Here is a 26,078-nt window from a genome sequence, read left to right on the forward strand (position 1 = left end):
GCCGCGGCCTCTCCTACATCTGCACTAGATGTCCGCTTGAGACTTCCGCATATTGGCGCGACGGAACGACGAAGTCCGGGGCGCGCACCGGGCTTTTGATTTCGTCGTCGGAAACCGGGCGCCTGACGCCGCGACGCGCGGGATCAGGCACCGGAACGGCCGAAATCAGCTTCTTCGTATAGGGATGCTGCGGGTTCTCGAAAATCGCTGCCCGCGGACCGATCTCCACGATTTCCCCGAGATACATGACAGCAATGCGATGGCTGACGCGCTCGACAACCGCGATGTCATGCGAAATGAAGAGATAGGCGAGGTTGAGGCTGGCCTGTAGGTCGAGGAGCAGGTTGATGACCTGCGCCTTGATGGAAACGTCGAGGGCCGAAACGGATTCGTCCGCAACGATAAGCTTCGGATCGAGTGCCAACGCACGGGCAATGCAGACACGCTGGCGTTGACCGCCGGAGAACTCATGCGGATAGCGTCCGGCCATATCCGCCTTGAGCCCGACACGTTCGAGGAGATCGGCGACCCGGTTGCGGGCCTGTGCGCGGGTTCCAAGCCTGTGCTCGAGATAGGGTTCGGCAATGGCGGCGCCGACGGTCATGCGTGGATTAAGGCTGGCGAACGGATCCTGGAAGATCATCTGCATGGTGCGGCGCATGTCGCGCATCTGCTTCGGATCCATGGCGAGGACATTCTGACCATTGAGCAGCACCTCGCCGCTCTGCGGCTGAACGAGGCGCATGATCGAGCGGCCGGTCGTTGATTTGCCGCAGCCAGACTCGCCGACAAGCGAGAGTGTCTCTCCGGGCTGCAGGGTGAAGGAGAGGTTTTCAACCGCGTGCACCCGGCCCTCCAACTGGCCGAACATCCCGGAGTGAATATTGAAGCGCGTCGTCAGGTTGCGGACCTCAAGCAGCGGCGGCTTGTCGGCCTGCACCGTATCGGCGGTCTCGACTGGCGTATCCGATGTGCCAGTCGCGCGATCGACCACCGGGAAGCGCAGCGGCCGCGCGTGCCCTTTCATCGAGCCGAGAACCGGCACGGCGGAAAGCAGCGAACGCGTATAGGGATGCTGCGGGTTCGCGAAGATTTCGCCGGTGTTGCCGGTTTCGACCGCCTCGCCATTATACATGACGACCGTGCGGTCGGCGATTTCCGCCACGACACCCATGTCGTGGGTGATGAAGAGGACGGAGGTGCCTTCCTCCTCCTGCAGAAGTTTGATGAGATCGAGGATCTGTCCCTGGATCGTCACGTCGAGTGCCGTCGTCGGCTCATCGGCAATCAGCAGCTTCGGTTTGCTGGCGAGAGCCATCGCGATCATCACGCGCTGCCGCATGCCGCCCGAAAAGCGATGCGGATATTCGTCGAAGCGCGAAGCAGCCGCGGGTATGCGAACCTTTTCCAAGAGCCGGATCGTCTCGGCCTTTGCCTCTGCCCGCGAGATATTGCGATGACACAGCAAGGCTTCGCTGATCTGGCGGCCGACCGTGAAAAGCGGGTTTAGGCTGGTCATCGGCTCCTGGAAGATCATGGCAACGTCATTGCCGCGCACGCACCGCATCTGTCTCTCCGGCAAGGCGAGAATGTCCTTGCCATCCAGCATGATCTTGCCTTCGATGCGGCTTTTGTCTTTTTGCAGAAGCCGCATGATCGAGAGCGACGTGACGCTCTTGCCGGAGCCGGATTCGCCGACAATCGCCACCGTCTCCCCCGGCGCTACGTCGAAGGAGACGTTGCGCACGACCGGTCGCCATTGACCATCGCCGAGGAAGGACGTGGTAAGGTTCGAGACGGAAAGAACGGGGGCGATGGGCTTTTCCATAAGCGGTCCTCTCAATCAATCCGGCCAGCGCATGAGGCCGGCGATGCGACGGGCGTAGCGCTCTTCGAACGGGGTTGCGATGATCTCGTTGGACGCCCTCGCTTTCCGCAGTTCCTCTTCGAGGCGGCCGGCCACGATCCTTTCTTCGCCCGGATGGAGGTTGCACGGGTCCATGTAGAAGTACCCGTGCTCGGCCTCGTGATCGCGGACGATGATCGGCCGCTCACCTTTCGCCAATGCGTCGGCGAAGTCCCAGGCGGTGATATGCGCCTCGCGCGGATCGATGGTAACCCGCAGGCGATCCAGCGGGTTATGGGTCGGATCAGCTTCGATCTCCGCGGTAACGCCCGGCTTTCCGGTCAGGGTCTGCTTCCAGAGGTGGAGGTAGCCGGTTTCCTTCTCGCGAATGCCGGCATGGTCGCGCTTCTCCCAGGCTTCGAGCGCTACGATCGTGCCGAGAATGCTTTCCTTGCCAAGCTTCATGCCCCGTCCAACGCCCATGTTCTGCAGGAACGCACTGCGCACGAGATCCTTGCGCCCGGCAACAATGCCTCCCGTAGGGCCGCCGAGGAACTTGTGCGAGGAATAGATCGTGATGTCGGCGCCTTCGGCGAGGAAAATCCTGAGGTCATATTCCGATGCCGCATCAACAATCACCGGCACCCCGCGGGCGTGGCATATTTCAGCGAATTTCTTCAGCGCAACGAGGCCGTACTGAACGGTATGGTGCGAGACAACAAAGACGGCCGCAGCCGTACGCTCATTGATTGCCCCTTCCAGATGATAGGGGTAACAGGACGTAGCCTGGCCAACCAGTACGGCCTTGGCGCCCGCAAGCTTGATCGCCTGATCGACTGGAGCCCCGTAACTTACTACATGGCCGGTCTGAATTATGACCTCATTCTTGAGGCCGGTTGTATCAGGGAGGCGCTCGATCGCGGCGAGATCAGGTCCGGTCATTGTTGCGGCAACCGCCAGGGTAATGCCGGCGGAACAGGAAGCCGTAACGAATCCGGCCTCGCCGCCTGTCAGACGGGCGATGACGGGACTTGCCATGCGGTGCAGGTCGTTGATTTCGACGAATTGCGGCAGTATGGAACTCATGGCCGCGATTGCTTGCGGCACGACGATCGAAGCGCCAAGCGAGGTCATCGTGCCGGAGACGTTGATGACGCGGCGCAGCCCGAGGGATTCGCGTATATCGGACGGTGAGTGTTGGTCTGTCATGGTCTTCTCCTTGAAGTGCCGGCCAGCAAGTATTCCACCGGCTTGGCAGCTATGCCTTTATAATGTAATAATTCGTTGAATGACTCGAACGGTCCGGAGTGTGGCGTGGACGCAAAGATTTCAGACATGGAGAGCACCGGCGGCATCGCGAAGGAAGACAGCGCGAAAGCGCGTCGCTCGCGTGTGAGCGGCATCGACCGTGCCTTGCAAGTCATCGATTATCTTTACGAGACCGGCAGCCCGGCGGGTGTCTACGCGATCGCTAAGGCAATTGGAGCACCGCTCTCCACGGTCTATGTGATCGTCGATGACCTTGTCGAAAAGAACATGCTGTCGCGCAATAGCGACAGTTCGGTGTGGCTTGGCGCGCGGCTTTATCACTACGGTCTTGCCTATGCTCGCTCGCTGGATTTTCTCAACGTCGCCAACCACGAAATGCACAATCTCAGCCGCATATCCGGCGAGACGGTGCAAGTGTGCGGACGCGATGGCGACCATATGTTGGTCCTTGCCATGGCCGACGGGCCGGGTCATTTTCAGGTGACGTCCCGCGTCGGCACGCGCGTTCCACTCAACTGGACGGCGTCGGGACGCCTGCTCGTAGGGCATCTGCCGGAAGCCGAGCGCCTCGACCTTTTCGAGCATTGCGCCAAGTCCTCGCCGACGGGCCGCGCCGTCATTGACCCAGCTGTACTTTCGGCGTCCGCCAGACAGGCGCTCGACGCGCGGCTTTCCATCCAGGCCGGAGAGTCCGATTATGCGGTTGCTTGCGTTGCCGCGCCGATCTGCGACGACAAGGGCGCATGCATCGCCACGATTTCCATCGTTCTGCCGGAACAGAAGGTCAGCGACAACCCCGAACGCTATACCAACGAGGTGAAGGCCTCGGCGGAGCGGATCGAAACTGTAATGGGCTGGCGCAGTCATTCGTAGGTTCCTGGCGTTCAGTTTTTGAGTGCGACGATCGCCTCGATCTCGACGGTTATGTTGCCCGGGAGCGAGCCGAAGCCCACTGCCGAGCGCGCATGGTTGCCCGCTTCCCCGAAGACATTGATGAAAAGGTCCGAGCAGCCGTTGATGACCGAAGGATGATCGGCGAAGTCGGGAACGGCATTGACCATTCCCAGCAGCTTGACGACCCGCTTGACCCGCCCGAGATCTCCCAGCGCCGAATGCATGACCGCAAGGAGATTGATGCCGGTGAGGCGGGCATGCTCGTATGCCTCCTCGACCGAAACATTGCCGCCGACCTTGCCGGTGTGAAGATGGCCATCGTTCTCGCGCGGTCCCTGCCCGGACAGGTAGAGCATGTTACCCTCCTGGATATGGGTGACGAAATTGGCGATCGGGCTTGGCGCAGGCGGCAGGGTCAGCCCGAGCGCCTTCAAACGATCGTAGGGTGATTTGCCGGCGCTGACTGCCGGGCTGGGTGTTGTGCTCAAGACGTGTTCCTCAGCGGTAAGAATAGGGCGCTATCGCACCCGAAGTTTCAGGTTTGGCCGGCTGGTAACGACCTGCCTTGACCAATTCGTTGCCGAGCACCGCCCAGCGCGGTTCGAAGAGCTTTTCGAGCCTCGCTTCGTAACCCATGGAGTCGATGACGGTGAGATCGGAGTCGTCGAGTTCGAAGATGGTGAAATCGGCGCGGGTGCCGACGGAAAGCAGGTTTTCGGTAGGCAGTCCAATGGCCGAGGCGGGCGAAAGTGTCACGGCCTCGACGACCTTGTCGAAGGGCATGCCGACGTTCAAAAGCTTGGACATGGTCGTCGCCAGATCCCAGACGGCAAAGTTGAGGCTGCGCAGATGTATGTCCGTCGAGATCGAGAAGGGCAGAAGACCGCGCTGTATCGCCACTTCCGCGACCCGGAACGAGAAGGATGCGCCGCCATGGCCGATGTCGAGGCGGATGCCCTCCCCGGCGCAACGCGCCGCGAGTTCGAACAGGTCTTCATCCTCGATGATGCTGCTGCCGACCTTGCCGTTGAAGCAATGGGTGATGATATCGCCGGGTCCAAGAATCTCGAGTACCTCATCATAGAGAGCGGGCGGTTCGCCCACATGCACCATCATCGGTATCTTGAGGATCTTGGCGATCTTCTTGCCGACCTTGACGGGCGTAACGCCCCATGAGCCGGTGATTACGTGGCTGGCGCGGACCTTGAGGCCGACAATATGGTCGCGGTTTTCGTTGACGCAGGCGACGGTGCGGTCGATGTCGATCGAACGGATATCGCTAAGCTCGCTGACGCGGTTGCAGGCAACGAGGCCGATGGAGCCGAGGTTGAGGAAGGCCTTGATGCGCTCGCGCGCCGGATCGATGATATATTCGCGAAAGCCATGAAAATTGGCCTCTCCGGCCGATCCCGCATCGACGATCGTCGTTACGCCGCGCTCGGCGCCGCACAGTTGCGGACGCACAGAAATGTCGGTGCCGCCATGCCAGATATGCGTATGCAGATCCACCCAGCCCGGCGAAATCCAGGCGCCGTTGCCGTCAATGCGGCGAATGTCGTCCTGAACATTCAGCGAGGGGCCGAATGCAGCGATCTTGCCATCGGCATCGACAAGAATGTCGATGCGGGACGACGGCATACCGGGTCCGAAGGCAACCGGCTTTACGTTGGTCACAAGCAGGCGACCATCGGTTGCGGGGGAGGCAGACATGATCAAAGATCCTTTCTGAGGCGGGGGTCAAGAAGATCGCGGAAGCCGTCGCCGACCATCTGCAGCGACAGAACGGCGAGCACGATCGCGATACCGGGGAAGAGGGTCATCCAGTCGGCCTTGCCGATATATTGGCGGCCGGATGCAATCATCGTCCCCCAGGTGGGTACTTCCGGGCTGACACCAAGGCCGAGGAATGAAAGTCCGGCTTCGGCTAGCATGGCGCTGGCGAAGAGGAATGTGCCCTGCACGAGAATGGGAGAAAGAAGATTGCGCAATACGTGCCGGGTCATGATGTGGCGTGTGGAAATCCCGAGCGATGTCGCCGCTTCCACATAGGGGAGCTCACGAATGACAAGGGTCGAGGCCCGCACGATACGGGCAAGGCGCGGCGCATAGACGATACTGAGCGCCACGATCACGGTCGTGAGCGATGGCCCAAGCGCAGCAACGAGCGCGATGGCAAGGAGAATATCCGGGAACGCCATCATCGCATCGATGAGACGTGTGATCGGCGCGTCAAGCTTCTGGAAGAAACCGGCGAGCAGGCCGAGCGTGACGCCGATAAGCGAGGCAAGGACGACCACTGCGAAACCGACAAGAAGCGAGAGGCGCGCCGAGTAGATCGTACGCGAGAAGACGTCGCGGCCGAACTCGTCGGTTCCGAAGAGGAACTTCATGTCCGGCGGCTTCAACCGGTTGACGATCGAAAGCTTGCTTGGCGAGAACGGCGTGATCAGGGGTGCAAAAACGGCAAGCAGCACGAAGATGGCCAGCACGATCATGCCGAACAGCACAGTCTTGCGCCGGATCAGGACGCGGAAGAATTTGGAGCGCTCGCTGACGGGCGCGGTGGACACGATTTCGGTCATCAGTAGCGCACCCTTGGATCAACGACGAGATAGAGCATGTCGATGGCGAAATTGATGAGAACATAGAGCGCCGCGATAATCAGCAATGCGCCCTGGATCACCGGGTAATCGCGGCGCAGCACTGCCGAAACGACAAGGCTGCCGACGCCGGGGAGTCCGAACACCGTTTCGGTCACGACCGCGCCGGAAATCAGCACCGCGGCGGTGAGGCCGAGAACGGTAAGGATCGGAATGAGGGCATTCTTGAAAGCGTGTTTCAGGACGACGCTGGCCTCGCCGACGCCCTTGGCTCGAGCGGTTCGAATGTAATCGTCGCCGAGTACGTCGAGCATCGAGGCGCGGGTGAAGCGCATGATGAGCGCGGAAGATACGATGCCGAGCGCGAAGGCCGGGAGGACCAGATAAGACAGGCGTTCGCCAAGCGAGGTTCCCGGGCCGCCATAACCGGAGACCGGGAACAGCCCGAAGCGCACGGCAAAAACCTGCATGAGAATGAGGCCGAGCCAGAAACTCGGAATACTGGCGGCCAGCATGGCGAGGGCCGTTGCCGCCTGGTCGAACAGCGAGCCTCGCCGATAGGCCGCGTAGACGCCGATCGGTATTGCAATCACGCTGGCGATTAGCAGGGAGAAGATAGTCAGGAAGAATGTGGGCTCAGCCCGTTGCGCGAGCGCCTGCAATACCGGTTGGTTGAGAAAGATCGACTGGCCGAGATCGCCTTTGAGAAGGTTGCCGATGAAAAACACATACTGCACCGGTATCGACTGGTCGAGCCCGAGGCGCTGGCGCAGCTCGGCGATATCGGCGGCGGTCGCTTCAGGCCCGAGCATGACGGCGGCGGGATCGCCCGGCGTGACGCGGACGATGACGAAGACAATCGTCACCACCAGGAACATCACGACAATCATGCCGATAAAGCGTTGAATAATGTAACGGAGCATCTGTGGCCAATCGATCCCAAATTGACGAGGACTGGGCAGCCGGGCGCGGTTGGCGCATCGCCTTCCGCACCCGGCAAAGCACTACTGCTTGAGCGATACGTTCCAGAAATATGGCCACGGTGCAGGCGTGAAACCTTCGAGCTTCGGTGACTTCGCCGATAGCGCATTGAAATCGCCGATCTTGATGATCGGTACTTCGGCATAGATCACCTTCTGCACCTCGGCCCACAGGGCGATGCGCTTTTGCGGGTCGACCTCGGAGTTGAACGCATCGACGGCGGCCTTGCGCGCCGGCGTGTCCCAATTGCCCGGTGCGCTCGTCGACATGGCACCGATCAGCGCTGGTTCGGGCAGGAACGGGCTGTGGCTGATATAGATATCCCAGAGCTTGGGATCGGCACGGCGCTGCGTCAGCGTCGCCCAATCGACGACCTGAAGATCGACGGTGAATCCGGCAGCCTTCAGATATTCTGCCGCAACCTGCGCCATCTTGTAGTGGAATTCATACTGGCGGCTGGTGAGAATGCGCAGCGGCTCGCCATTGTAGCCGGCCTTCTTCAACTCCTCGGCAGCCTTCTCCGGATCGGCGACATTATAGGCGCCTTCTGTTCCTGCGTCGGTTTTCCAGCTGTAGCCATCAGGATACATGGACGGATTGAGCGCATAGAAGTCCGTACTGCCGAAGGCGGCAGCCAACATGTCTTCTTCGCTGAGCGCATCACGGACAGCGAGGCGCAGATCCTGATTCTTGGTGATGCCCTGACTTGTGTTCATCACGAAGACCGGCCAGCCAAAAGGCTTGAGGAGGACCGCCTCGGTCGTTTTTTGGCCTTTCAGCTGTTCGTAGGATTCGACCGGCAGGCTGTCGACATAGTCGAATTGGCCGGAGAGAGCGCCCTGCACGCGCGTGTTCGCGTCCGGTACGGGAACGAAGCGGATTTCATCAAGATATTGATGACGCGCGCCGCCATAGCCGTTCTCGTCGCCTTCGGGCGACTTGTAGCCGTCAAAGCGGGTCAGCTGGATATACTGGTCGGGCTTGCGCTCTTTCAGCATATAGGGTCCGGTGCCAACCGGTTCGGTCATCGGGTTCTGCTGCTTTTCGCTGGGAAGAATAATCGCCGCTGCATTGTTGAACGCGAGGAGAGAGACCAGCGGCGCGTAAGGGGTATTCAGCGTGATCTTGACCGTGGCGGGATCGACAGCTTCGATCGAGGTGATCATCGAGGCGGTCTGCTTGCCGCGCGACGCAATCTGCGTCCAGCGTTGCAGCGATGCGACCACATCGGCCGAATCCATATCCGTGCCATCGTGGAATTTCACGCCCGAGCGCAGCTTGATCGTATAGACCTTGCCGTCAGCCGAAACTTCCGGAAGGCTCGCGGCAAGAAGCGGCGTAACGTTCCAGGCCTTGTCGAATGTATAGAGCGTTTCAAAAATGTGCTGCGAGACGATGCCGACAAGATCGGCCGTCGAGGCCATGGCATCGAGCGTTGGTGGTTCGCCGATGGTGGCAACATTGATAACGCCGCCCTTGGACTGGGCGAAAGCCGACGGGCTTAGAGCAACAAGTGCCGAACCTAGAAGGAGCGCAAGCTTCAATGACTTCATGACAGTTCCCTTCGTATTCCACTATAATGGATTATAATGCTTTATAGTAGAATAAGACCAAATGTGTAGAAGGCTGTCAATTCAAAAAAGGAAAAAGCAGCGCCTGGGCGCTGCTCGGTAATTCTCAAGAGTGGAAATCGACTAGACGATGCCGCCGCTTCCCGCGACGCTTGCGGGACGCTTGTCGCTTACGAATTGCCGATAGCCGCTATGGCGATAGGCGGCGATCGGATCGATGGCCCCACCCGCGCGCAGGCGCGCTTCCGCGAGAATTGGCTCCACATCGGTGCGATAGGCGCGCTTCAGCGTATCGGACGCCATGAGCGCATCGTTGTCGTCCTGATAGCCGGCAAGAGCTTCCCGATCGACGAGCAAGGCCTGGGCATAGGCACGGCGGATCTCGTTGGCGCTCGATATCAGGCTTTCGATCGGATCAGTCACATTGTGCGACTGGTCGATCATGTGCGCAGGATGAAAATCCGTCACGCCGCGATGATCGGCATCGACCAACTCGTTGAAGACGAGAAAGAGGCGGTATGGATCGATCGACCCGGCATCCAGATCGTCATCGCCATATTTGGAATCGTTGAAGTGGAAGCCGCCGAGCTTCTTGAACTGGATGAGACGAGAAACGATCATCTCGATATTGGTGTTGGGCGCATGATGGCCGAGATCGACGAGGCAGAACGCCTTCGGTCCGAGCGTCTGTGCGATAAGGTAGTTTGTGCCCCAATCCTGTACGACCGTGGAATAGAAGGCGGGCTCGTACATTTTGTGCTCGGAGAAGATGCGCCAGTCATCGGGCAGCGCCTTGTAGACCTCCTGCATGGCGGCGAGATAGCGCTCGAAGGACTGCGCGAAATTGGTCTGTCCCGGGAAGTTCGATCCGTCGCCGATCCAGACCGTGAGTGCCTTGGAACCGATGGCCTTACCGATCTCGATGCACTCAATGTTGTGCTCGACGGCCTGCGCGCGGGTGGCGGCGTCGACATGGCTGAGCGAACCGTACTTGTAGGAATTCGTCTGTCCCGGTGCATCCGAAAACGTATTCGAGTTCATTGCGTCGAAGCCGAGACCGAGTGCGTCGGCATGCGCCTTGAGCTCCGCAGGATCAGCCTTGTCCCAGGGAATATGCAGCGACACGGTCGGGGTTGCGCGTGTCAGTTGCTGAATGACGGCGCAATCGTCGAGCTTGTCGAAAATGCCCCTCGGCTCGCCGCTGCCCGGAAAGCGCGCAAAGCGGGTTCCGCCGGTTCCGACGCCCCATGAGGGCACCGCAACGAAAAATCGCGCTACCTCTTTCGTGACTGCGCCGATGTCGATGTTGCGCCGCGCCAGATGAGCGCCAAGCGCCTCGTAGTCGCTCTCGTGGGCGGCACGCAGCCGCTCGTTCTCGGATGCGATCAGGTCGCCGGATATCTTCTGTTCAGCCATCATGTCCTCCCGAGACAATCTTAACGCGTAAAGCTCTGAGCGTTGCCGGCATCGACGTTGATGATATTGCCCGTCGATTTGGCTGCCGCGTCCGAGGCAAGGAAGTATACGGCCTCGGCAATATCCTCCGGCAGCACGTTGAGCTTCAACAGCGAGCGCTTTCGATAGTGCTCTTCGAGCTCGTCCACCTGAAGGTTCGAGGAAGCCGCACGCTGCTCGCGCCATTCCCCGTTCCAGATTTTCGAGCCACGCAGCACGGCATCGGGATTGACGGTATTGACCCGGATTCCTGCCTCCGCGCCTTCAAGGGCGAGGCAGCGCGCAAGGTGTATCTCGGCGGCTTTCGCGGCGCAGTAGGCACTGGCGTTCGGCGAAGCCGCAAGACCGTTCTTCGAGGCAACAAACACGACATTGCCGCCGAGCTTCTGCCGCCGGAACAGCCTGAAAGCTTCGCGCGAGACCAGGAAATAACCCGTCGCCAGAATGTCGATATTGCGGTTCCACATCGAAAGTTCGGTCGTCTCAATCGGAGCCGAGGAGGCTATGCCGGCATTCGAGACCAGGATATCGACACCACCGAATTCCACGGCCGCTTCCGCATAGCTGGCTATGACACCGGCCTCGTCAGTCACATTCAAGGGAACGCTGCGCACGGCATCAGCGGAATAGCGCTTGGCAAAATCGTCATGGGCGAGCTTCAACGCCTCCTGATCGATATCCGCGAGCACCACGCAGGCGCCCTCCCCGAGCAGGCGTTCCGCCGTCGCACGTCCGATGCCGCCGGCGCCTCCGGTTACGAAGGCGACGCGACCCGCGAGCGATTTCGGCTTGGGCATCCGCTGCAGCTTTGCTTCCTCGAGCAGCCAGTATTCGATGTCGAAGGCCTCCTGTTCGGAAAGCCCCTGGTACTCGGACACAGAAGATGCGCCACGCATCACGTTGATCGCATTGACATAGAATTCGCCGGCGATGCGTGCTGTCGCCTTGTCCTTGGCAAAGGACAACATGCCGACGCCGGGAATAAGGAAGATCACCGGATTGGGATCGCGCATGGCGGGCGAGTTTGCATGCTTGCAGGCGTTGTAGTAGCGCGCATAGTCCGTGCGGTAGTCTTCGAGCGCCTGGTCAAGCGAAGCAACGACAGCATCCGCATCCGGATTGGCGGGATCGAACTGGAGCACCAGCGGACGGATTTTCGTGCGCAGAAAATGGTCCGGGCAACTTGTTCCAAGCGCCGCAAGCGGGCGCAAATCGTGTGAATTGACGAATTCGAGAACAGCTGGCTGGTCGTCGAAGTGGCCGAGCTTGCGCTCCGAAACCCCGATCTTACCGCGTATCTCAGGCATCAGACGCGCGGCAATTGCGCGTCGGATTGGCTTATCGAGGCTCGCGACGGCTTCACCGCCGAAAGCCTTGCGACCCTCCGACTTTGCGTCAAGCCAGACGATTGCCTTATTGATGATATCGAGCGTGAGTTCGTAGCATTCTTTTGCATCATCGGCCCAGGTGAAAAGCCCGTGGCTTTCGAGCACGACGCCTTTGGAATTGGGGTGGGCGGCAACATAGGCACCGAGATCGAGACCGAGCTGGAATCCGGGACGGCGCCAGGGCAGCCAGCCGATCTCGTCGCCGAACACTTCTCGCGTCAGTTCGCGCGAGTTTTTCGAGGCGGCAATGGCGATGATCGCATCGGGATGCATATGGTCGACGTGCTTGAATGGCACAAAACCATGCAAGGGAGTGTCGATCGATGCGGCGCGGCTGTTCAGGTTGAATGTGCAGTGCGGCAGGAAGCCCACCATGCGGTCTTCATCCTCGACGCCCCCGTAGATCGACTTCAGCGATTCCAGCTTGTCCATATACAGCGTCGCGAAGCCATCGAGCTTGATGGTGCCGACATCCCCGCCCGAACCTTTGACCCACAGGACTTCGATGGTCGCGCCCGTCAGCGGATCGTTTTCGCTGACTTTAGCCGACGTATTGCCACCGCCGTAATTGGTAATGCGCTTGTCGGCGCCGAGCAGATTGGAGCGATAGAGCAATTTGCCAGGCTCATCGAGCCCGGCTGCCTTTGCATCGTCCCAGCGGTTTTCCAGAAGTTGGACCCTGTCTGCCATGTTCGCCTCCCGATAGGTCAATTGCCGGTCTGGCTCGATTTGCCAGCACCGCGATTTCCTTTAGCTATGGAGCAGAACCGGTTTTATTGTCAATCATAAACAATCAAATCCAATCATATTCGCATCATTGTGCAGTGCAATATGAAATTATTTGATTGAAGTTGATTGACACTGATCACAAACTTGCGCAATAAATCTTCGCAGGAGGAGACGACGAATGCACGAGCGTGAGCGCCACCGCATCATCTTGAGCGCTGTTCAGGAAAAGCCGGTCATCACCATTCAGGACATCGCCGATCTGACGGAAGCGTCGGAGGCAACGATCCGCCGTGACATCGCTTCGCTTCACGTCAAGGGTAAGCTGCGCCGTGTGCGTGGCGGTGCCGAAGCCGTCCATCCGCCGCAACTGACGCCGCTCGCGGGCCGGCACTTCCATGTTTCGGAATCCGAAAACGCCGACAAGAAACGCGCCATTGCCAGGGAGGCCGTGGCGCTGTGCGAGGAAGGGGACGCCATCATCATCAATGGTGGCACCACCACTTTCCAGATGGTGCATTTCCTCGCGTCGCGACGTCTGCAGGTCATGACCAATTCTTTTGCCATTGCCGAACATCTGGTGAAGAACTCCAAAAGTTCGGTGATCGTGCCGGGCGGCGCCATCTACCGCGAGCAGAGCATCATCCTGTCGCCTTTCGACAATGACGTGACCCGCAACTTCTACGGAAAGCGCATGTTCATGGGGGCGCAGGGCGTTGGTCCGTTCGGCGTCATGGAATCCGATGCGCTTATCATCCAGGGCGAGCAGAAGCTGATCAACCAGGTCGACGATCTGGTGCTGCTGGTCGATTCGACGAAGTTTGCGCGCCGTTCCAGCCTGATCCTGTGTCCGTTGCAACGGGTGGCGACCATCATCACCGATGACGGCATTACCGATGCTGACCGGAAGATGGTGGAGGATGCGAGCATTCAGCTGATCGTCGCCAAGGTCAATCAGGACAAGTCACGAAATTCCGCTTCGGTCGCTTGAGGGCGTAGCGGTCACTATCCAACGCATGGTTCAAACTCTGGGAGGACAGACAATGAAACTATTGAAGAAACTCATACTGGGATCGGCATTCGCCGTTGCCATGCTCGCAACGCAGGCGCAGGCGGCCGATACGGTAAAGATCGGGCTGGTCGTCAAATCGCTGGGCAATGGCTTTTTCGAAGCTGCCAACAAGGGCGCGCAGGAAGCTGCCAAGGAACTTGGCGGCGTCGAGGTCATCTATACCGGTCCGACCTCGACCACGGCGGAAGGCCAGATCGAGGTGATCAACGCTTTGATCGCGCAGAACGTGAACGCCATCGCTGTCTCGGCCAACGATCCCGATGCGCTCGTGCCGGCACTGAAGAAGGCCATGGCCCGCGGCATCAAGGTTATTTCCTGGGACTCGGCTGTCGGCAAGGATGGCCGCATCATGCACCTCAATCCGTCATCCAATGAACTCATTGGCAAGATGTGCCTGCAGCTCGCCGCCAACCATCTGAAGGACGGCAAGGGTGATTTCGCCATTCTCTCGGCAACCACCACCTCGACCAACCAGAACACCTGGATTGCCGAGATGAAAAAGCAGTTGCCGAACTTCCCGGGCCTCAACCTCGTTACCACCGTCTATGGCGATGACCTTTCCGACAAGAGCTACCGCGAAGCACAGGGCATCCTCACCTCGCAGCCGAACGTGAAGGTCATCGTCGCGCCGACAACGGTCGGTGTGCTTGCGGCCTCGCAGGCCGTCGCTGATGCCAAAAAGATCGGCGATGTCTATGTCACAGGCCTCGGCCTGCCTTCGGAAATGGCCGGCGCGATCAAGTCGGGCGTTACCAAGGAATTCGCCATCTGGAACCCGATCGATCTTGGCTACTCAGCCACCGAAATCGCTTATCGCCTCGTCAAGGGCGAGACGGACGGCGCGCCCGGCAGCGAGATCGATGCCGGCCGCATGGGCAAGATCAAGGTGGGCGAGAATGGCGAAGCCGCCATGGCCGATCCATTCGTCTACAACGCAACGAACATCGACCAGTTCTCGAAAATCTTCTGATTTTCGACACCGCCCCCGCCCGGCAGCACGTCTGCCGGGCATTCCTTCACTCTCGGAATGCTCGATGAACCAGATTGCCATGTCAGATCAACGCCTGGAGACGCCGCTTCTCGAAATGCGCGGCATTTCCAAGTCGTTCCCCGGCGTCAAGGCACTCAACGACGTCAACATTGCCCTCTATGCGGGGAAGGTGACGGCGCTGATCGGCGAGAATGGTGCGGGCAAGTCGACTCTGGTGAAAATTCTGACCGGGATTTACCAGTCTGATGAAGGCGAGATCCGCGTCGATGGCGATGCCGTCAGCTTCACCAATGCGCAGGACGCCATCGATTTCGGCGTTACGGCGATCCATCAGGAGACGGTGCTCTTCGACGAATTGTCGGTGGCCGAAAACATCTTTCTCGGCCACGCGCCGAAGACCAGGCTCGGCTTCGTCAACTGGAAGGCCGTCAATGCGCGGGCTCTTGCCCTCTTGCATTCGCTTGAAAGCAATATCGATCCACGCACCCGTCTCAAAAATCTGTCGATCGCACAGCGCCATCTCGTGGCGATTGCGCGGGCGCTCTCCGTCGACGCTCGCATCGTCATCATGGACGAGCCGACGGCGGCACTGTCGCGCAAGGAGGTCGATGATCTGTTTCAGATCGTTCGGCGGCTGAAGGGACAGGGCAAGGCGATTCTTTTCATCAGCCACAAGTTCGACGAAGTTTATGAAATCGCCGACAACTATGCGGTGTTCCGCGACGGCAAGGCTGTCGGCAGCGGCGTGCTTGCCGGCACCGGGCAGGACGAGATCGTGCGGCTGATGGTTGGCCGTTCCATCGAGCATGCCTTTCCCAAGGTCGAGATTCCGCTCGGTGAAGCGGTGCTGTCCGTCGAGAACTACACGCATCCGACGGAATTTCGCGATATCACCTTCACGCTGAGGAAAGGCGAGATTTTCGGTATCTATGGCCTGGTGGGTGCCGGTCGTTCTGAGATCTGCCAATCCCTGTTCGGCGTGACCAGGCCGTCTGGCGGCAAACTGCGGCTTCATGGCGAAGAGATCACGATCGGCTCTCCCGGCGAGGCGATCAAAGCTGGTATCGTCTACGTTCCGGAAGAGCGCGGCCGTCACGGCGCGGTTTTGGAACTGCCGATCTACCAGAACATATCGCTGCCTTCGCTGACGCGCACGTCGCGCTCGGGCTTTTTGCGCGCGGCAGCGGAATTCGCGCTTGCCAGGAAATACGCCGAACGGTTCGATCTTCGGGCCGCGGCGCTTTCTGTTCCTGTCGGAACGCTCTCGGGCGGCAACCAACAGAAGGTCGTCATCGGCAAATGGTTGGCGACACAGCCGAAGATCCTCATCCTTGATGAGCCGACCAAGGGTATCGACATCGGGTCGAAGGCGGCCGTTCACGCATTCATCAGCGAGCTCGCCGGCGAAGGCCTCAGCATCATCATGGTTTCTTCTGAGCTGCCGGAAATTCTCGGCATGTCCGACCGTGTGCTCGTCATGCGCGAAGGGCTTTCAGCGGGCATTTACGAGCGAAACCACCTCAATGCCGAGACGCTGGTTCGAGCCGCAACCGGGAATGCATGAGATGATGAGACAGTTGTTCAAATATCGCGAAATGCTGCTGGTTGTGGTCATCGCCATTCTCGTCGCAGCATTTTCCACGCGCTCACCCGGCTTTGCCCGCCCCGCCAATCTTGCGAACATCTTCAACGATACGTCGATCCTGATTATTCTCGCGCTCGGGCAGATGACGGTGATCCTGACGAAGTCGATCGACCTTTCCGTCGCCGCCAATGTGGCATTTACCGGCATGGCGGTCGGGATGTTGAATGCGGCTCATCCCGATTTGCCGCTCGCCGCCATCGTGCTTGTGGCTCTCGGCATAGGCGCTGTCCTTGGTGCAATCAACGGTCTGTTCGTCTGGAAGCTGGGCATCCCCTCGATTGTCGTCACGCTTGGAACCCTGACGATTTATCGCGGCATGGCGTTCGTCCTTTCCGGAGGCGCCTGGGTTAACGCTCACCAGATGACCGAGCCCTTCCTGCAGACGCCGCGGCAGCTCTTTCTCGGCTTGCCACTTCTTGGTTGGACGGCAATCGTCATCGTCGGCATCATGTATCTCATCATGTCGCGCACATTCCTCGGACGCGCTATCTATGCTTCCGGTGGCAACCCCACGGCAGCAGTCTATGCAGGCATCGATGTCGGGCGGACGCGGTTCTATGCTTTCGTGATCTCGGGCACGCTTGCCGGGCTCTGCGCCTATCTTTGGGTATCGCGCTATGCGGTGGCCTATGTCGATATCGCTGCCGGTTTCGAACTCGATACGGTCGCGGCTTGTGTCATCGGCGGAATCTCGACCCTTGGCGGAATCGGAACCGTAGCTGGCGCGGTCCTCGGCGCTCTGTTTCTCGGTGTCATCAAGAATGCGCTGCCGGTCATCGACATATCGCCCTTCGCCCAGATGGCGATTTCGGGTTCGGTGATTATTGCCGCCGTCATATTCAACGCGCGCCAGGAACGCCGCCGGGGCCGCATCATTCTGCGCGATCGCGGCGCATCTGAAGAGATAGGGGTGGCAGCATGAGCGCGGTTTCCGAAAGACGACAGATCCCCGATCGCCTCGGCACATCGACGACGCGGCTGTTCGCGAGCTGGGAAGCGCTCCTCTTCATGGTGGCGGTACTGATCTTCATCGCCAACGCCTTCGCCTCGCCCTACTTCCTCAACGCATGGAATCTGTCGGACGCGACCTTCAACTTCACCGAAAAAGCAATGGTCGCCTTTGCCATGGCGCTGCTGATCATTTCCGGCGAGATTGACCTCTCGGTGGCCGCAATCATCGCCCTCGCCTCTACTGCCATGGGCGCGGCGGCGCAAGCAGGCATTGGCACGCCCGGTCTCATCCTCATCGGCATTGGCGTCGGCCTCGGCTGCGGCCTCATCAACGGTATTCTCGTGGCAGGACTGCGCTTGCCGTCCATTGTCGTAACCATTGGCACGATGAGCCTGTTTCGCGGCATCGCCTACATCGTGCTTGGTGATCAGGCCTATGGCGGCTATCCACCTTCGTTCGCCTATTTCGGCCAGGGCTACGTGTTCTGGGTCATTTCCTTCGAGTTTTTTCTCTTTGGCGTACTTGCAGTGATTTTCGCTGTCGTCCTGCACGCGACCAATTTCGGCCGTCGCATCTATGCGATCGGCAACAACGAGTTCGCGGCACGTTTCTCCGGCATACATGTCGAGCGTATCAAATTCACCCTGTTCCTGTTGACGGGTCTCATGGCGGGAATTGCTTCCGTTTGCCTGACCTCGCGTCTCGGATCGACACGCCCCTCAATCGCGCAAGGCTGGGAACTCGAGATCGTCACCATGGTCGTTCTCGGCGGCGTCTCCATCCTCGGCGGCTCGGGAACGATTGGCGGCGTCGTTATCGCAGCCTTCGTCATGGGGCTCGTGACGTTCGGACTGGGGCTCCTCAATGTGCCCGGCATCGTCATGTCGATCTTCATCGGGTTGCTGCTGATCACAACGATTACCCTGCCGATCATCATCCGCCGGTTGGGACGCAGGAAGCCAGCATGAGCGAACTCGAAAAATACGCTTTCAAGATGCACCTCAATCCTGGCATGGAAGCCGAGTATCGGCGCCGCCACGATGCGATTTGGCCGGAACTCGTCAGTCTTCTCCATGATGCGGGCGTCAGCGACTATTCGATTCATCTCGACCGCGAAACCAACACGCTCTTTGGTGTCTTGACGCGTCCGAGCGATCACGGAATGCAAGGTCTGCCCGATCATCCGGTCATGAAGAAGTGGTGGGCGCATATGGCCGACATCATGGCGACCAATGAGGATAACTCGCCGGTGCAGAGCGAACTTGTCTGCCTGTTCCATATGCCATGACGTCGCGCCACAACATAGCCGTCCTCGATATAGGCAAGACCAATGCCAAAGTGGTGGTCGTCGATGCCGCGACTGGAACCGAGATTGCCGCGCGCAGCGTTGCTAACACCGTCATCCGCGAGGGCCCCTATCCGCATTACGATGTAGATGCGCTCTGGGATTTTGTTGTCGGCGCACTGGCAAGTTTCGTCAAGGCGCCGGGTGTCGATGCGATTTCCGTTACAGCACACGGGGCGGCGGCGGCGCTGCTCGGCGATGATGCGCTGGCCATGCCGGTGATCGATTACGAATATGAATACCCGGAAAGCGTGCGCTCCGCTTACAGGAAGCTGCGCCCGCCCTTTGCGGAGACCAGTTCCCCGCTTCTTTCCGGAGGATTGAATGTCGGTGCGCAGATACATTTTCAGAAGACCGAGTTTCCTGAAGCCTTCGCCAAGGTGCGCACCATCCTCACCTATGCTCAATATTGGGTGTGGCGGTTGACGGGAATTGCCGCCAACGAGGTTACCTCGCTCGGCTGCCATACCGATCTGTGGAATCCGCAGGCAAATGCCTATTCGAGCCTCGTCGATACCTTGGGTATTCGTGATCTGATGGCACCAATTCGCTCCGCCTTTGAGCGGATCGGCAATTTGACGCCCGCTGTCGCGGGTAAGATCGGTAGTGACAGGACTATCCCGGTCTATTGCGGCATTCATGATTCCAACGCTTCGTTGCTTCCCCACCTTATGACCCGAAAATCGCCCTTTGCGGTCGTATCGACCGGTACCTGGGTCGTTTCATTTGCCGTCGGCGGGCAGCTCGACCGCCTTGATCCTGACCGGGACACGCTCGCCAATGTCGATGCCAACGGCCATGCCGTGCCTTCCGCTCGGTTCATGGGCGGGCGCGAATTCGACATTCTCACCGCAGGCGACAAGCGCGAACCCGATGCCGGTACGCTGCGCGATGTTGTGGACAGACGGCTGATGATTTTGCCGGGCGTCGTCAATGGGTCCGGCCCCTTCCCGCAACGTAAAGCCGTTTGGCCGAACGGGGAACCTTCCGGTAGCTTGGAGCGAAATTCCGCAGCATCGCTCTATGCCGCCATGATGACGCATAACTGCCTTGGACTGATCGGCGCTTCGGGGCCGACTGTCGTGGAGGGCCCGTTCTCGCGCAACGGCGTTTACCTCTCGGCGCTGCGCTCTCTTACCAGCCGCGAGATTATTGCGCTGCCAGGCTCGACGGGTACCAGCCTCGGAGCCGCTTTGCTCGCTGGCGCCACATGCGATCTTCAACAGTCAAGCGTTATGGTTGAGCCCCTTGGCGAAGAATTCCTGGCTTATGCCGCGGAATGGCGTGAGCGACTGTCCGACAAATGAAAAAGGCGGGCCCTTGAGCCCGCCTTCCCTTTGAGACGCTGGAAGTATTACTCCGCGGGGACGAGTGCCTCGTCTTCGCTGAAGCCGCCGTTGAGGGCGAGATCAAACTGGTTCTTGTCGAACTCGCCTTCCCAGCGGGCAACTACGATCGTGGCAACTGCATTGCCGACGAGATTGGTGAGGGCACGGCACTCGGACATGAAGCGATCTATGCCGAGGATGAGTGCCATACCGGCAACGGGGACCGCCGGAACGACCGATAGGGTGGCAGCAAGGGTGATGAAGCCCGCCCCGGTAATGCCGGCTGCGCCTTTCGAACTCAACATGGCAACGAGCAGCAGGAGCACCTGGTCGGTAAGCGTCAGCGGTGTGTTGGTCGCCTGGGCGATGAACAGGGCCGCCAGGGTCATGTAGATGTTGGTGCCGTCAAGATTGAAGGAATAGCCGGTCGGAATGACAAGGCCGACGACGGATTTCTTGCAGCCCGCCTTTTCCATCTTGGCCATCAGTGTCGGCAATGCCGCTTCCGACGAGCTCGTACCGAGGACCAGTAGCAGTTCTTCCTTTATATAGCGGATAAGCGCGAGAATGGAGAAGCCGTTATACCAGGCGACGGCGCCAAGGACGAAGAACACGAAGAGCAGCGAGGTCAGATAGAAGGTTCCGATCAGCATGATCAGATTGGCGACCGAGCCGATGCCGTATTTGCCGATTGTAAAGGCCATCGCGCCAAAAGCGCCGATGGGGGCGGCCTTCATCAGGATCGCAACCAGCTTGAAGATCGGGGCTGCAAGGGCCTGCAGGAAGTTGGTGACCGGCTCTGCCCTTTCGCCAACCATTGCCAGCGACACGCCGAAAAGAACCGAGAAGAACAAGACCTGCAGGATGTCACCGGAGGCAAACGCACCGACGATCGTTGTCGGGATAATATTGGTGAGGAACCCGACGACGCTCTGTTCATGCGCCTGCTGCGTATATGTTGCCACTGCCTTTGCATCGAGCGACGCCGGATCGATATTCATGCCCGCGCCCGGCTGAACGAGATTGGCAACGATAAGGCCGACGATGAGCGCAAGGGTCGAGAACGTAAGGAAATAGATCATTGCCTTGCCGGCGACGCGGCCGACTTTCTTCAGATCGCTCATCCCGGCGATGCCGGTGGAGACCGTCAGGAAAATGACAGGAGCGATGATCATCTTGACGAGCTTGATGAAAGCATCGCCGAGCGGCTTCATGCTCGTGCCGATTTCCGGATAGAAATGGCCGAGCAGAATGCCGATTGTGATGGCAACGATGACTTGGAAATAGAGATGGGCGTAAATTGGTGTCTTGCCGCGCGATGGCTGCGGCGCTGTGTTGATTGTCACAGGACTCATGACTTCCTCCATGGTATGAGCCGCGTCTGGCAGAAAAGCCTGTCAGCCTCCCGAGGCTCGGTTAGGGCTGGAATGGTCCATGCCTTGAGATTTTGTTTTGCAAGCGTCGTGCCAGTTTCGTGAAATTAATAAAGCATTGAAAACAAAAGATATTATTTGCACCTAAAAATGGGTTGTCGTGGGTCCGTGCGAAGTTTCGCACGACATTATTGTTATTTGTGCGGATTTATGCACAGATGGAAAAATGGAGCACGCTTCCGAAATCGGCCCTGTCGACGCCTATGGCAAGTCAAAGCCTGTGGCGAAATATGTTTTCGCCGTCGTTGCGGCGATCCTGATCGGCGTGTGCCTTTTGGGCGCGGCGCGCTATGGTCGCGAGCGTGCCTATGACTCGCTGCGGGCTCGCGCACAAAGCAGCGCCGAACTTAACGCCGTCCTCTTGCGGACCGTGCTTGAAAAGCAGCGGTCCCTGCCGCTGGTGCTTTCGCAAGACCGTGACGTTCTCAGCGCCCTGTCGTCGGGCAGTGAGAGCATGTTCAAGCTGATTAGCGGCAGGCTTGAGAGCCTCGTACCCGGAACCCGGGCGGCTGTCATTTACCTTCTCAATGCCAATGGCCTTGCGGTCGCCGCGAGCAATTGGCGCGAACCCACCAGTTTCGTCGGCATCGATTATAGCTTCCGTCCCTATTATACGCGGGCGGTGGAAAACGGTAGCGCCGAGCACTACGCACTTGGAACCATAAGCAAGCGTCCTGGCCTTTATATTTCCAAGCGGATCGACGGTCCTTCCGGTCTCCTCGGGGTGATTGTCGTGAAGGTCGAGTTCGATGAACTGGAAACCGATTGGCGCAAAAACAGCGACCCGACCTTCGTCACCGACCAGCGCGGCATCGTCCTGATCACCAGTTTCCCTGAATGGCGCTTCATGACTCGCGAGCCCGTTCCTGCCGACCAGAAGCGGCCGCTGCGCGAAAGCCTCCAGTTTGGCGATGCGCCGCTGGAGCCCCTTAATGTCATTCCTGCTTTGCCGCAAAGCCAGCCTGATATCGTGGCGGCGCGCTTGCCCGGCGCGACAACGACTGCGGAGTTCGTGCGTGTCGAAGCCGCGGTGCCAACCACTAACTGGACGTTGCAGCTGTTAACGCCATCGACAGCCGCTGTGGCAGAGGCAACCCGCACCGCGCTTTCCCTCGCGCTGCTCGTGCTCGCCCCGTTGGCCGGACTGGCGGCATTTGTCATGCGGCGAAGGGGCCTTGCGCTGCGCCGGGCCCGCGAACAGGACGCCGCCCGGATCGAGCTTGAGCGCCGGGTGGCCGCACGCACGGCCGATCTCAGCGCCGCCCACGCGGAACTCGTCATGGAATCCGAAGAGCGGCAGAAGACGGAAGCAAAGCTCCAAACGGTTCAGCAAGAACTTGTGCAGGCAAACCGCCTCGCCATCCTCGGGCAGGTCACAGCCGGCGTCGCTCATGAGATCAACCAGCCTGTCGCCGCGATCCGCGCCTATGCCGATAACGCCAAGATCTTTCTTGACCGCACGCAGTTCGATTCCGCCAAGGCAAATCTCGCATCGATTGCCGGGCTCACCGAACGGATCGGCAGCATTACGGATGAACTGCGTACGTTTTCACGCAAGGGCACGGGCGACACCGGTCAAATCGCCGTCTGCGACATCATCGATGGTGCCATGCTTCTGCTCGGTAGCCGGTTTCGCCAGACGGTAGGACACATCACGACCGACATCCCGCCTCCCGAAATCAAGGTGAACGGCAATCGCATCCGGCTCGAACAGGTACTCATCAACCTCATGCAGAACGCCCTCGAGGCGACGGAAGGTGGGCCAAAAAGCCGTATCAATCTGCGCTATGCGGTGAACGAAGACGAAGTTGCGCTCATCGTTTCTGACAATGGCCCCGGTATTCCGGACGCGATCATGCAGGCGATGTTCACGCCGTTCAACACGTCGAAGGAGCGCGGCCTCGGCCTTGGGCTGGTCATCTGTCATGACATCGTCGCCGAATATGGAGGCCGTATCGAAGTCGTATCGAGTTCGAGCGGGACGACGTTCACTGTGCATTTGCCGAGGGTCGCATGACGGATATCCAGCCAACGGTTGCTTTTGTCGATGATGATGACGAGTTGCGCAACGCCAACCGCCAGACGCTGGAACTTGCCGGTTTCAATGTCACTCCCTTTGCCGATGCGATGAGCGCGCTGCGGTTTCTGACGCCGGATTTCCCTGGTATCGTCGTCACGGATGTGCGCATGCCGCATATGGACGGCTTCGAACTGTTCCGGCGGTTGGGCGCAGTCGATCCGGATCTGCCGGTTATCCTCATCACCGGACATGGAGATATCGAAATGGCCGTCGAGGCCATGCACCAAGGAGCCTATGATTTCATCGCGAAACCCTTTGCCGCCGAGCGCCTGGTGCAGAGCATAGGGCGTGCGTTGGAGAAACGGCGGCTGGTGATCGAGAACCGCCAATTGCGCCTGGCACTCGAATCGTCCGACGAGGCGATGCCTCTGCTCGGCCAGACCCCGGTCATGCAGAATTTGCGCAAGACGTTGCGCCATGTCGCCAATGCCGATGTCGATGTCCTAATCGCCGGCGAAACCGGTACCGGCAAGGACGTGGCCGCCGGCCTGTTGCACGAATGGAGCCGCCGCAAGGGAGGAAATTTCGTCGCGCTCAATTGCGGGGCGCTACCCGATACGGTCATCGAAAGTGAATTGTTCGGCCATGAGGCGGGAGCGTTTACGGGGGCCCAGAAGAAACGCGTTGGGCGTATCGAACATGCGAGCGGCGGTACGCTGTTCCTCGACGAGATCGAAAGCATGCCGCTTGCGACGCAGGTTAAATTGCTGCGGGTTCTGGAGACGCGCGAGGTTGCGCCGCTCGGAACCAACGAGCACCGCTCCGTCGATCTGCGGGTCGTCGCTGCCGCGAAGGTTGATCTTGGCAGTCCCGAGCAGCGCGCCAATTTTCGTGAGGACCTGTTCTATCGTTTGAACGTCGTCACAGTCTCTATTCCGCCTTTGCGCGAGCGCAAGGACGATATCCCGCTTCTCTTCACGCACTTTCTCAACCGCGCGGCCGCTCGTTTCAAATCGGAACCGCCGGAATTTACTACTGCGATTCGATCACGGCTTATGGAGCACGACTGGCCGGGAAATGTGCGCGAACTTGCGCATTTTGCTGAGCGGATGGCGCTTGGCCTCCACGATATTGCCGACGCCAAAACCAGTCAGGCGACGAACCCGAAAAGCTTGCCTGAGACCATGGAAAAGTACGAGGCGAAACTTATTCGCGATGCCCTTGCAGCAAATCACGGTGATGTGCGAACGACAATTGAAGCGCTCGGCATACCCCGCAAGACGTTTTACGATAAATTGCAACGGCACGGTATCGATCGAAGCGACTATGTGAAGAGAAAATCCGAGGCCTAGCGATATGCGGCTTTCCGCTCAGCACAATCGGTCACCGACAGTCGCTCAACGAGCGGACATTCGAGCTTCGTCACCGGATAGCGCTTGGCCGGGTTGTGAAGATAGCTGTCGAGTTGCTCGATTGCCCAACGGCCCATGGCGCGATGCGGCAGAACCGAGGTGGAAAGCTGCGGATGCAGATGCCGTGAAATTTCCTCGTCGTCATAGCCGATGACGGAAATATCTTCGGGAATACGCAAGCCGGCTTCCTTCAGCGCTTCATAACAGCCGATGGCGGTGCGATCGTTCTGGCAAAAAATGGCGGTCGGCCTGTCATCGAGCTCAAGCAGTTTTCGCGTCGCGGCATAGCCCGCGCTTGCCGACCAGTCGCCTTCGATGACGAGTTGCGGATCGAAGGGAATGTCGGCCGTGGCGAGGGCGCGCCTGTAACCTTTCAGGCGATCCTTGGCCGCTTCCATCCACGGCTCGCCAGTGATCGTGCCAATGCGGCGGTGGCCATGGTGAATGAGGTGGCGGGTCGAATGCTGGCCGCCGGCAATTTCGCTCGGCACAACGGCGGGAAAGGCGTGATCGGCCGAGTAGCAGTTCAAGAGTATGACCGGCACGTCGAGTTCATAGACCGCCTTGGGAAGCACCACCTCGCGGGTGAAGATCGCCATGTAGATGAGCGCCGATATGCCTTGCTCGTGCAGGGCATGGATGGTGCGTGGCTCCATTTCCGGATCGTTCAGCGTCTGCGCAACAAGGATGATATTGCCGGCGTTCCATGAGGCCTGCCGCGCACCCTCGATGGCGACGACCGCCTCGGGACTCGTGGCGAGCTGATCGACCACGAACCCGATCTTGCCTTCAATGCGGGGAATATGCGCTTCGCCGGGTTCCATGTGAGCAAAGCTCGGCGCGGCATATCCGAGGGTGCGAGCAGCTTCGATGACGCGCTCGCGCGTCTCGGCGGCGAGCTTGATACCCGGAGTCTTGTTGAGAACGAATGAGACGGTCGCCTGCGAACATCCCGCTGCACGGGCGATATCGGTCATGGTCACGCGTTTGCTGACCCGCTTGCGGCGGGTGGTCACGCGAGCCCTTTTGGGTTTCTCAGTGGGGTCTTTTTCCACTGTTTCGCTCATTTGCGTTGTTCACCCTCCTGCCCGGCGCATCGACTCGCCCCGGACCTCTGGGGATATTAGGAGCAGTTGATCCGACTAATCAA

The 26,078-nt window shown here is 59.4% G+C and carries 21 protein-coding genes; 10 read left to right on the top strand and 11 right to left on the bottom strand.

What is annotated here, in order from left to right; translation table 11 throughout:
* Window positions 1-13: 13 nt before the first annotated feature.
* Both AC1DNI_RS21415 and AC1DNI_RS21420 read right to left on the bottom strand, forming a co-directional pair.
* Complete coding sequence (locus AC1DNI_RS21415; RefSeq protein WP_477693356.1) at window positions 14-1,828, bottom strand: ABC transporter ATP-binding protein; 1,815 nt, start codon at window positions 1,826-1,828, stop codon at window positions 14-16.
* 15 nt (window positions 1,829-1,843) lie between these two features.
* Window positions 1,844-3,055, bottom strand: coding sequence for an aminotransferase class V-fold PLP-dependent enzyme (locus AC1DNI_RS21420; RefSeq protein ID WP_477693357.1), 1,212 nt, complete (start codon window positions 3,053-3,055; stop codon window positions 1,844-1,846).
* 105 nt (window positions 3,056-3,160) lie between these two features.
* Here AC1DNI_RS21420 and AC1DNI_RS21425 point away from each other — a divergent pair, with 105 nt between their 5' ends.
* Window positions 3,161-3,988, top strand: coding sequence for an IclR family transcriptional regulator (locus AC1DNI_RS21425; RefSeq protein WP_477693358.1), 828 nt, complete (start codon window positions 3,161-3,163; stop codon window positions 3,986-3,988).
* A gap of 11 nt (window positions 3,989-3,999) precedes the next feature.
* Here the strand turns inward: AC1DNI_RS21425 and AC1DNI_RS21430 are convergent, their stop codons facing one another.
* The 7 genes from AC1DNI_RS21430 to AC1DNI_RS21460 all read right to left on the bottom strand — a co-directional run bounded on the left by AC1DNI_RS21430 (window position 4,000) and on the right by AC1DNI_RS21460 (window position 12,694).
* A complete protein-coding gene (locus AC1DNI_RS21430) occupies window positions 4,000-4,497 on the bottom strand; it encodes a RidA family protein (protein WP_477693359.1) in 498 nt (165 codons plus the stop codon).
* Between the two features lie 10 nt (window positions 4,498-4,507).
* A complete protein-coding gene (locus AC1DNI_RS21435) occupies window positions 4,508-5,719 on the bottom strand; it encodes an amidohydrolase/deacetylase family metallohydrolase (protein ID WP_477693360.1) in 1,212 nt (403 codons plus the stop codon).
* Window positions 5,720-5,721: 2 nt separating this feature from the next.
* Window positions 5,722-6,591 (bottom strand): ABC transporter permease, encoded by an 870-nt coding sequence (locus AC1DNI_RS21440; protein ID WP_027233141.1) that lies wholly within the window; start codon window positions 6,589-6,591, stop codon window positions 5,722-5,724.
* Complete coding sequence (locus tag AC1DNI_RS21445; protein ID WP_027233142.1) at window positions 6,591-7,532, bottom strand: ABC transporter permease; 942 nt, start codon at window positions 7,530-7,532, stop codon at window positions 6,591-6,593. Before AC1DNI_RS21445 ends, AC1DNI_RS21440 begins: the two co-directional genes overlap by 1 nt.
* A gap of 81 nt (window positions 7,533-7,613) precedes the next feature.
* Window positions 7,614-9,143, bottom strand: coding sequence for an ABC transporter substrate-binding protein (locus AC1DNI_RS21450; protein ID WP_477693361.1), 1,530 nt, complete (start codon window positions 9,141-9,143; stop codon window positions 7,614-7,616).
* A gap of 141 nt (window positions 9,144-9,284) precedes the next feature.
* Entirely contained in the window at window positions 9,285-10,577 is a 1,293-nt protein-coding gene (rhaI, locus tag AC1DNI_RS21455; protein ID WP_477693362.1) for an L-rhamnose catabolism isomerase, read from the bottom strand.
* Window positions 10,578-10,597: 20 nt separating this feature from the next.
* Entirely contained in the window at window positions 10,598-12,694 is a 2,097-nt protein-coding gene (locus AC1DNI_RS21460) for a bifunctional rhamnulose-1-phosphate aldolase/short-chain dehydrogenase (protein ID WP_477693363.1), read from the bottom strand.
* Between the two features lie 217 nt (window positions 12,695-12,911).
* On the opposite strand from AC1DNI_RS21460, the gene AC1DNI_RS21465 reads away from it, so the two are divergent.
* The 7 genes from AC1DNI_RS21465 (at window position 12,912) to AC1DNI_RS21495 (ending at window position 20,042) form a co-directional block, all read left to right on the top strand.
* Window positions 12,912-13,721, top strand: coding sequence for a DeoR/GlpR family DNA-binding transcription regulator (locus AC1DNI_RS21465; RefSeq protein WP_477693364.1), 810 nt, complete (start codon window positions 12,912-12,914; stop codon window positions 13,719-13,721).
* 52 nt (window positions 13,722-13,773) lie between these two features.
* Entirely contained in the window at window positions 13,774-14,772 is a 999-nt protein-coding gene (gene rhaS, locus AC1DNI_RS21470; protein WP_027233147.1) for a rhamnose ABC transporter substrate-binding protein, read from the top strand.
* A 64-nt stretch (window positions 14,773-14,836) separates the two neighbouring features.
* Window positions 14,837-16,357: a sugar ABC transporter ATP-binding protein gene (locus AC1DNI_RS21475; protein WP_091924969.1), complete on the top strand. Its 1,521-nt coding sequence runs from the start codon at window positions 14,837-14,839 to the stop codon at window positions 16,355-16,357.
* Window positions 16,358-16,361: 4 nt separating this feature from the next.
* Complete coding sequence (locus tag AC1DNI_RS21480; protein WP_027233149.1) at window positions 16,362-17,360, top strand: ABC transporter permease; 999 nt, start codon at window positions 16,362-16,364, stop codon at window positions 17,358-17,360.
* Entirely contained in the window at window positions 17,357-18,358 is a 1,002-nt protein-coding gene (locus tag AC1DNI_RS21485; RefSeq protein ID WP_477693365.1) for an ABC transporter permease, read from the top strand. Before AC1DNI_RS21480 ends, AC1DNI_RS21485 begins: the two co-directional genes overlap by 4 nt.
* Window positions 18,355-18,678 (top strand): L-rhamnose mutarotase, encoded by a 324-nt coding sequence (gene rhaM / locus AC1DNI_RS21490; RefSeq protein ID WP_027233151.1) that lies wholly within the window; start codon window positions 18,355-18,357, stop codon window positions 18,676-18,678. The genes AC1DNI_RS21485 and rhaM overlap by 4 nt, the downstream gene beginning before the upstream one ends.
* Window positions 18,675-20,042, top strand: a complete 1,368-nt coding sequence (locus tag AC1DNI_RS21495) for an FGGY-family carbohydrate kinase (protein WP_477693366.1) — start codon at window positions 18,675-18,677, stop codon at window positions 20,040-20,042. The genes rhaM and AC1DNI_RS21495 overlap by 4 nt, the downstream gene beginning before the upstream one ends.
* A gap of 47 nt (window positions 20,043-20,089) precedes the next feature.
* On the opposite strand, the gene AC1DNI_RS21500 is transcribed toward AC1DNI_RS21495, so the two are convergent.
* Window positions 20,090-21,418 (bottom strand): dicarboxylate/amino acid:cation symporter, encoded by a 1,329-nt coding sequence (locus AC1DNI_RS21500; RefSeq protein ID WP_051615333.1) that lies wholly within the window; start codon window positions 21,416-21,418, stop codon window positions 20,090-20,092.
* 244 nt (window positions 21,419-21,662) lie between these two features.
* Between AC1DNI_RS21500 and AC1DNI_RS21505 the strand changes: the two genes are divergently transcribed.
* A complete protein-coding gene (locus AC1DNI_RS21505; RefSeq protein ID WP_477693367.1) occupies window positions 21,663-23,513 on the top strand; it encodes a sensor histidine kinase in 1,851 nt (616 codons plus the stop codon).
* Entirely contained in the window at window positions 23,510-24,868 is a 1,359-nt protein-coding gene (locus tag AC1DNI_RS21510; protein WP_477693368.1) for a sigma-54-dependent transcriptional regulator, read from the top strand. The genes AC1DNI_RS21505 and AC1DNI_RS21510 overlap by 4 nt, the downstream gene beginning before the upstream one ends.
* Here AC1DNI_RS21510 and AC1DNI_RS21515 read toward each other — a convergent pair.
* Entirely contained in the window at window positions 24,865-25,995 is a 1,131-nt protein-coding gene (locus AC1DNI_RS21515; RefSeq protein WP_477693369.1) for a LacI family DNA-binding transcriptional regulator, read from the bottom strand. The two genes, AC1DNI_RS21510 and AC1DNI_RS21515, sit on opposite strands and share 4 nt — an antisense overlap.
* Between the last annotated feature and the right edge of the window lie 83 nt (window positions 25,996-26,078).

This window comes from Phyllobacterium sp. 01N428 (genome assembly GCF_056399405.1).

What these genes read in the sequence shown, in the direction of transcription:
- AC1DNI_RS21445 (WP_027233142.1), bottom strand. Translation starts at nt 7,532, where the DNA reads ATGCTCCGTTACATTATTCAACGCTTTATCGGCATGATTGTCGTGATG.
- AC1DNI_RS21505 (WP_477693367.1), top strand. Translation starts at nt 21,663, where the DNA reads ATGGAGCACGCTTCCGAAATCGGCCCTGTCGACGCCTATGGCAAGTCA.
- AC1DNI_RS21480 (WP_027233149.1), top strand. Translation starts at nt 16,362, where the DNA reads ATGAGACAGTTGTTCAAATATCGCGAAATGCTGCTGGTTGTGGTCATC.
- AC1DNI_RS21515 (WP_477693369.1), bottom strand. Translation starts at nt 25,995, where the DNA reads ATGAGCGAAACAGTGGAAAAAGACCCCACTGAGAAACCCAAAAGGGCT.
- AC1DNI_RS21460 (WP_477693363.1), bottom strand. Translation starts at nt 12,694, where the DNA reads ATGGCAGACAGGGTCCAACTTCTGGAAAACCGCTGGGACGATGCAAAG.
- AC1DNI_RS21435 (WP_477693360.1), bottom strand. Translation starts at nt 5,719, where the DNA reads ATGTCTGCCTCCCCCGCAACCGATGGTCGCCTGCTTGTGACCAACGTA.
- AC1DNI_RS21450 (WP_477693361.1), bottom strand. Translation starts at nt 9,143, where the DNA reads ATGAAGTCATTGAAGCTTGCGCTCCTTCTAGGTTCGGCACTTGTTGCT.
- AC1DNI_RS21485 (WP_477693365.1), top strand. Translation starts at nt 17,357, where the DNA reads ATGAGCGCGGTTTCCGAAAGACGACAGATCCCCGATCGCCTCGGCACA.
- AC1DNI_RS21465 (WP_477693364.1), top strand. Translation starts at nt 12,912, where the DNA reads ATGCACGAGCGTGAGCGCCACCGCATCATCTTGAGCGCTGTTCAGGAA.
- AC1DNI_RS21475 (WP_091924969.1), top strand. Translation starts at nt 14,837, where the DNA reads ATGAACCAGATTGCCATGTCAGATCAACGCCTGGAGACGCCGCTTCTC.
- AC1DNI_RS21495 (WP_477693366.1), top strand. Translation starts at nt 18,675, where the DNA reads ATGACGTCGCGCCACAACATAGCCGTCCTCGATATAGGCAAGACCAAT.
- rhaS (WP_027233147.1), top strand. Translation starts at nt 13,774, where the DNA reads ATGAAACTATTGAAGAAACTCATACTGGGATCGGCATTCGCCGTTGCC.
- rhaM (WP_027233151.1), top strand. Translation starts at nt 18,355, where the DNA reads ATGAGCGAACTCGAAAAATACGCTTTCAAGATGCACCTCAATCCTGGC.
- AC1DNI_RS21500 (WP_051615333.1), bottom strand. Translation starts at nt 21,418, where the DNA reads ATGAGTCCTGTGACAATCAACACAGCGCCGCAGCCATCGCGCGGCAAG.
- rhaI (WP_477693362.1), bottom strand. Translation starts at nt 10,577, where the DNA reads ATGGCTGAACAGAAGATATCCGGCGACCTGATCGCATCCGAGAACGAG.
- AC1DNI_RS21420 (WP_477693357.1), bottom strand. Translation starts at nt 3,055, where the DNA reads ATGACAGACCAACACTCACCGTCCGATATACGCGAATCCCTCGGGCTG.
- AC1DNI_RS21415 (WP_477693356.1), bottom strand. Translation starts at nt 1,828, where the DNA reads ATGGAAAAGCCCATCGCCCCCGTTCTTTCCGTCTCGAACCTTACCACG.
- AC1DNI_RS21510 (WP_477693368.1), top strand. Translation starts at nt 23,510, where the DNA reads ATGACGGATATCCAGCCAACGGTTGCTTTTGTCGATGATGATGACGAG.
- AC1DNI_RS21440 (WP_027233141.1), bottom strand. Translation starts at nt 6,591, where the DNA reads ATGACCGAAATCGTGTCCACCGCGCCCGTCAGCGAGCGCTCCAAATTC.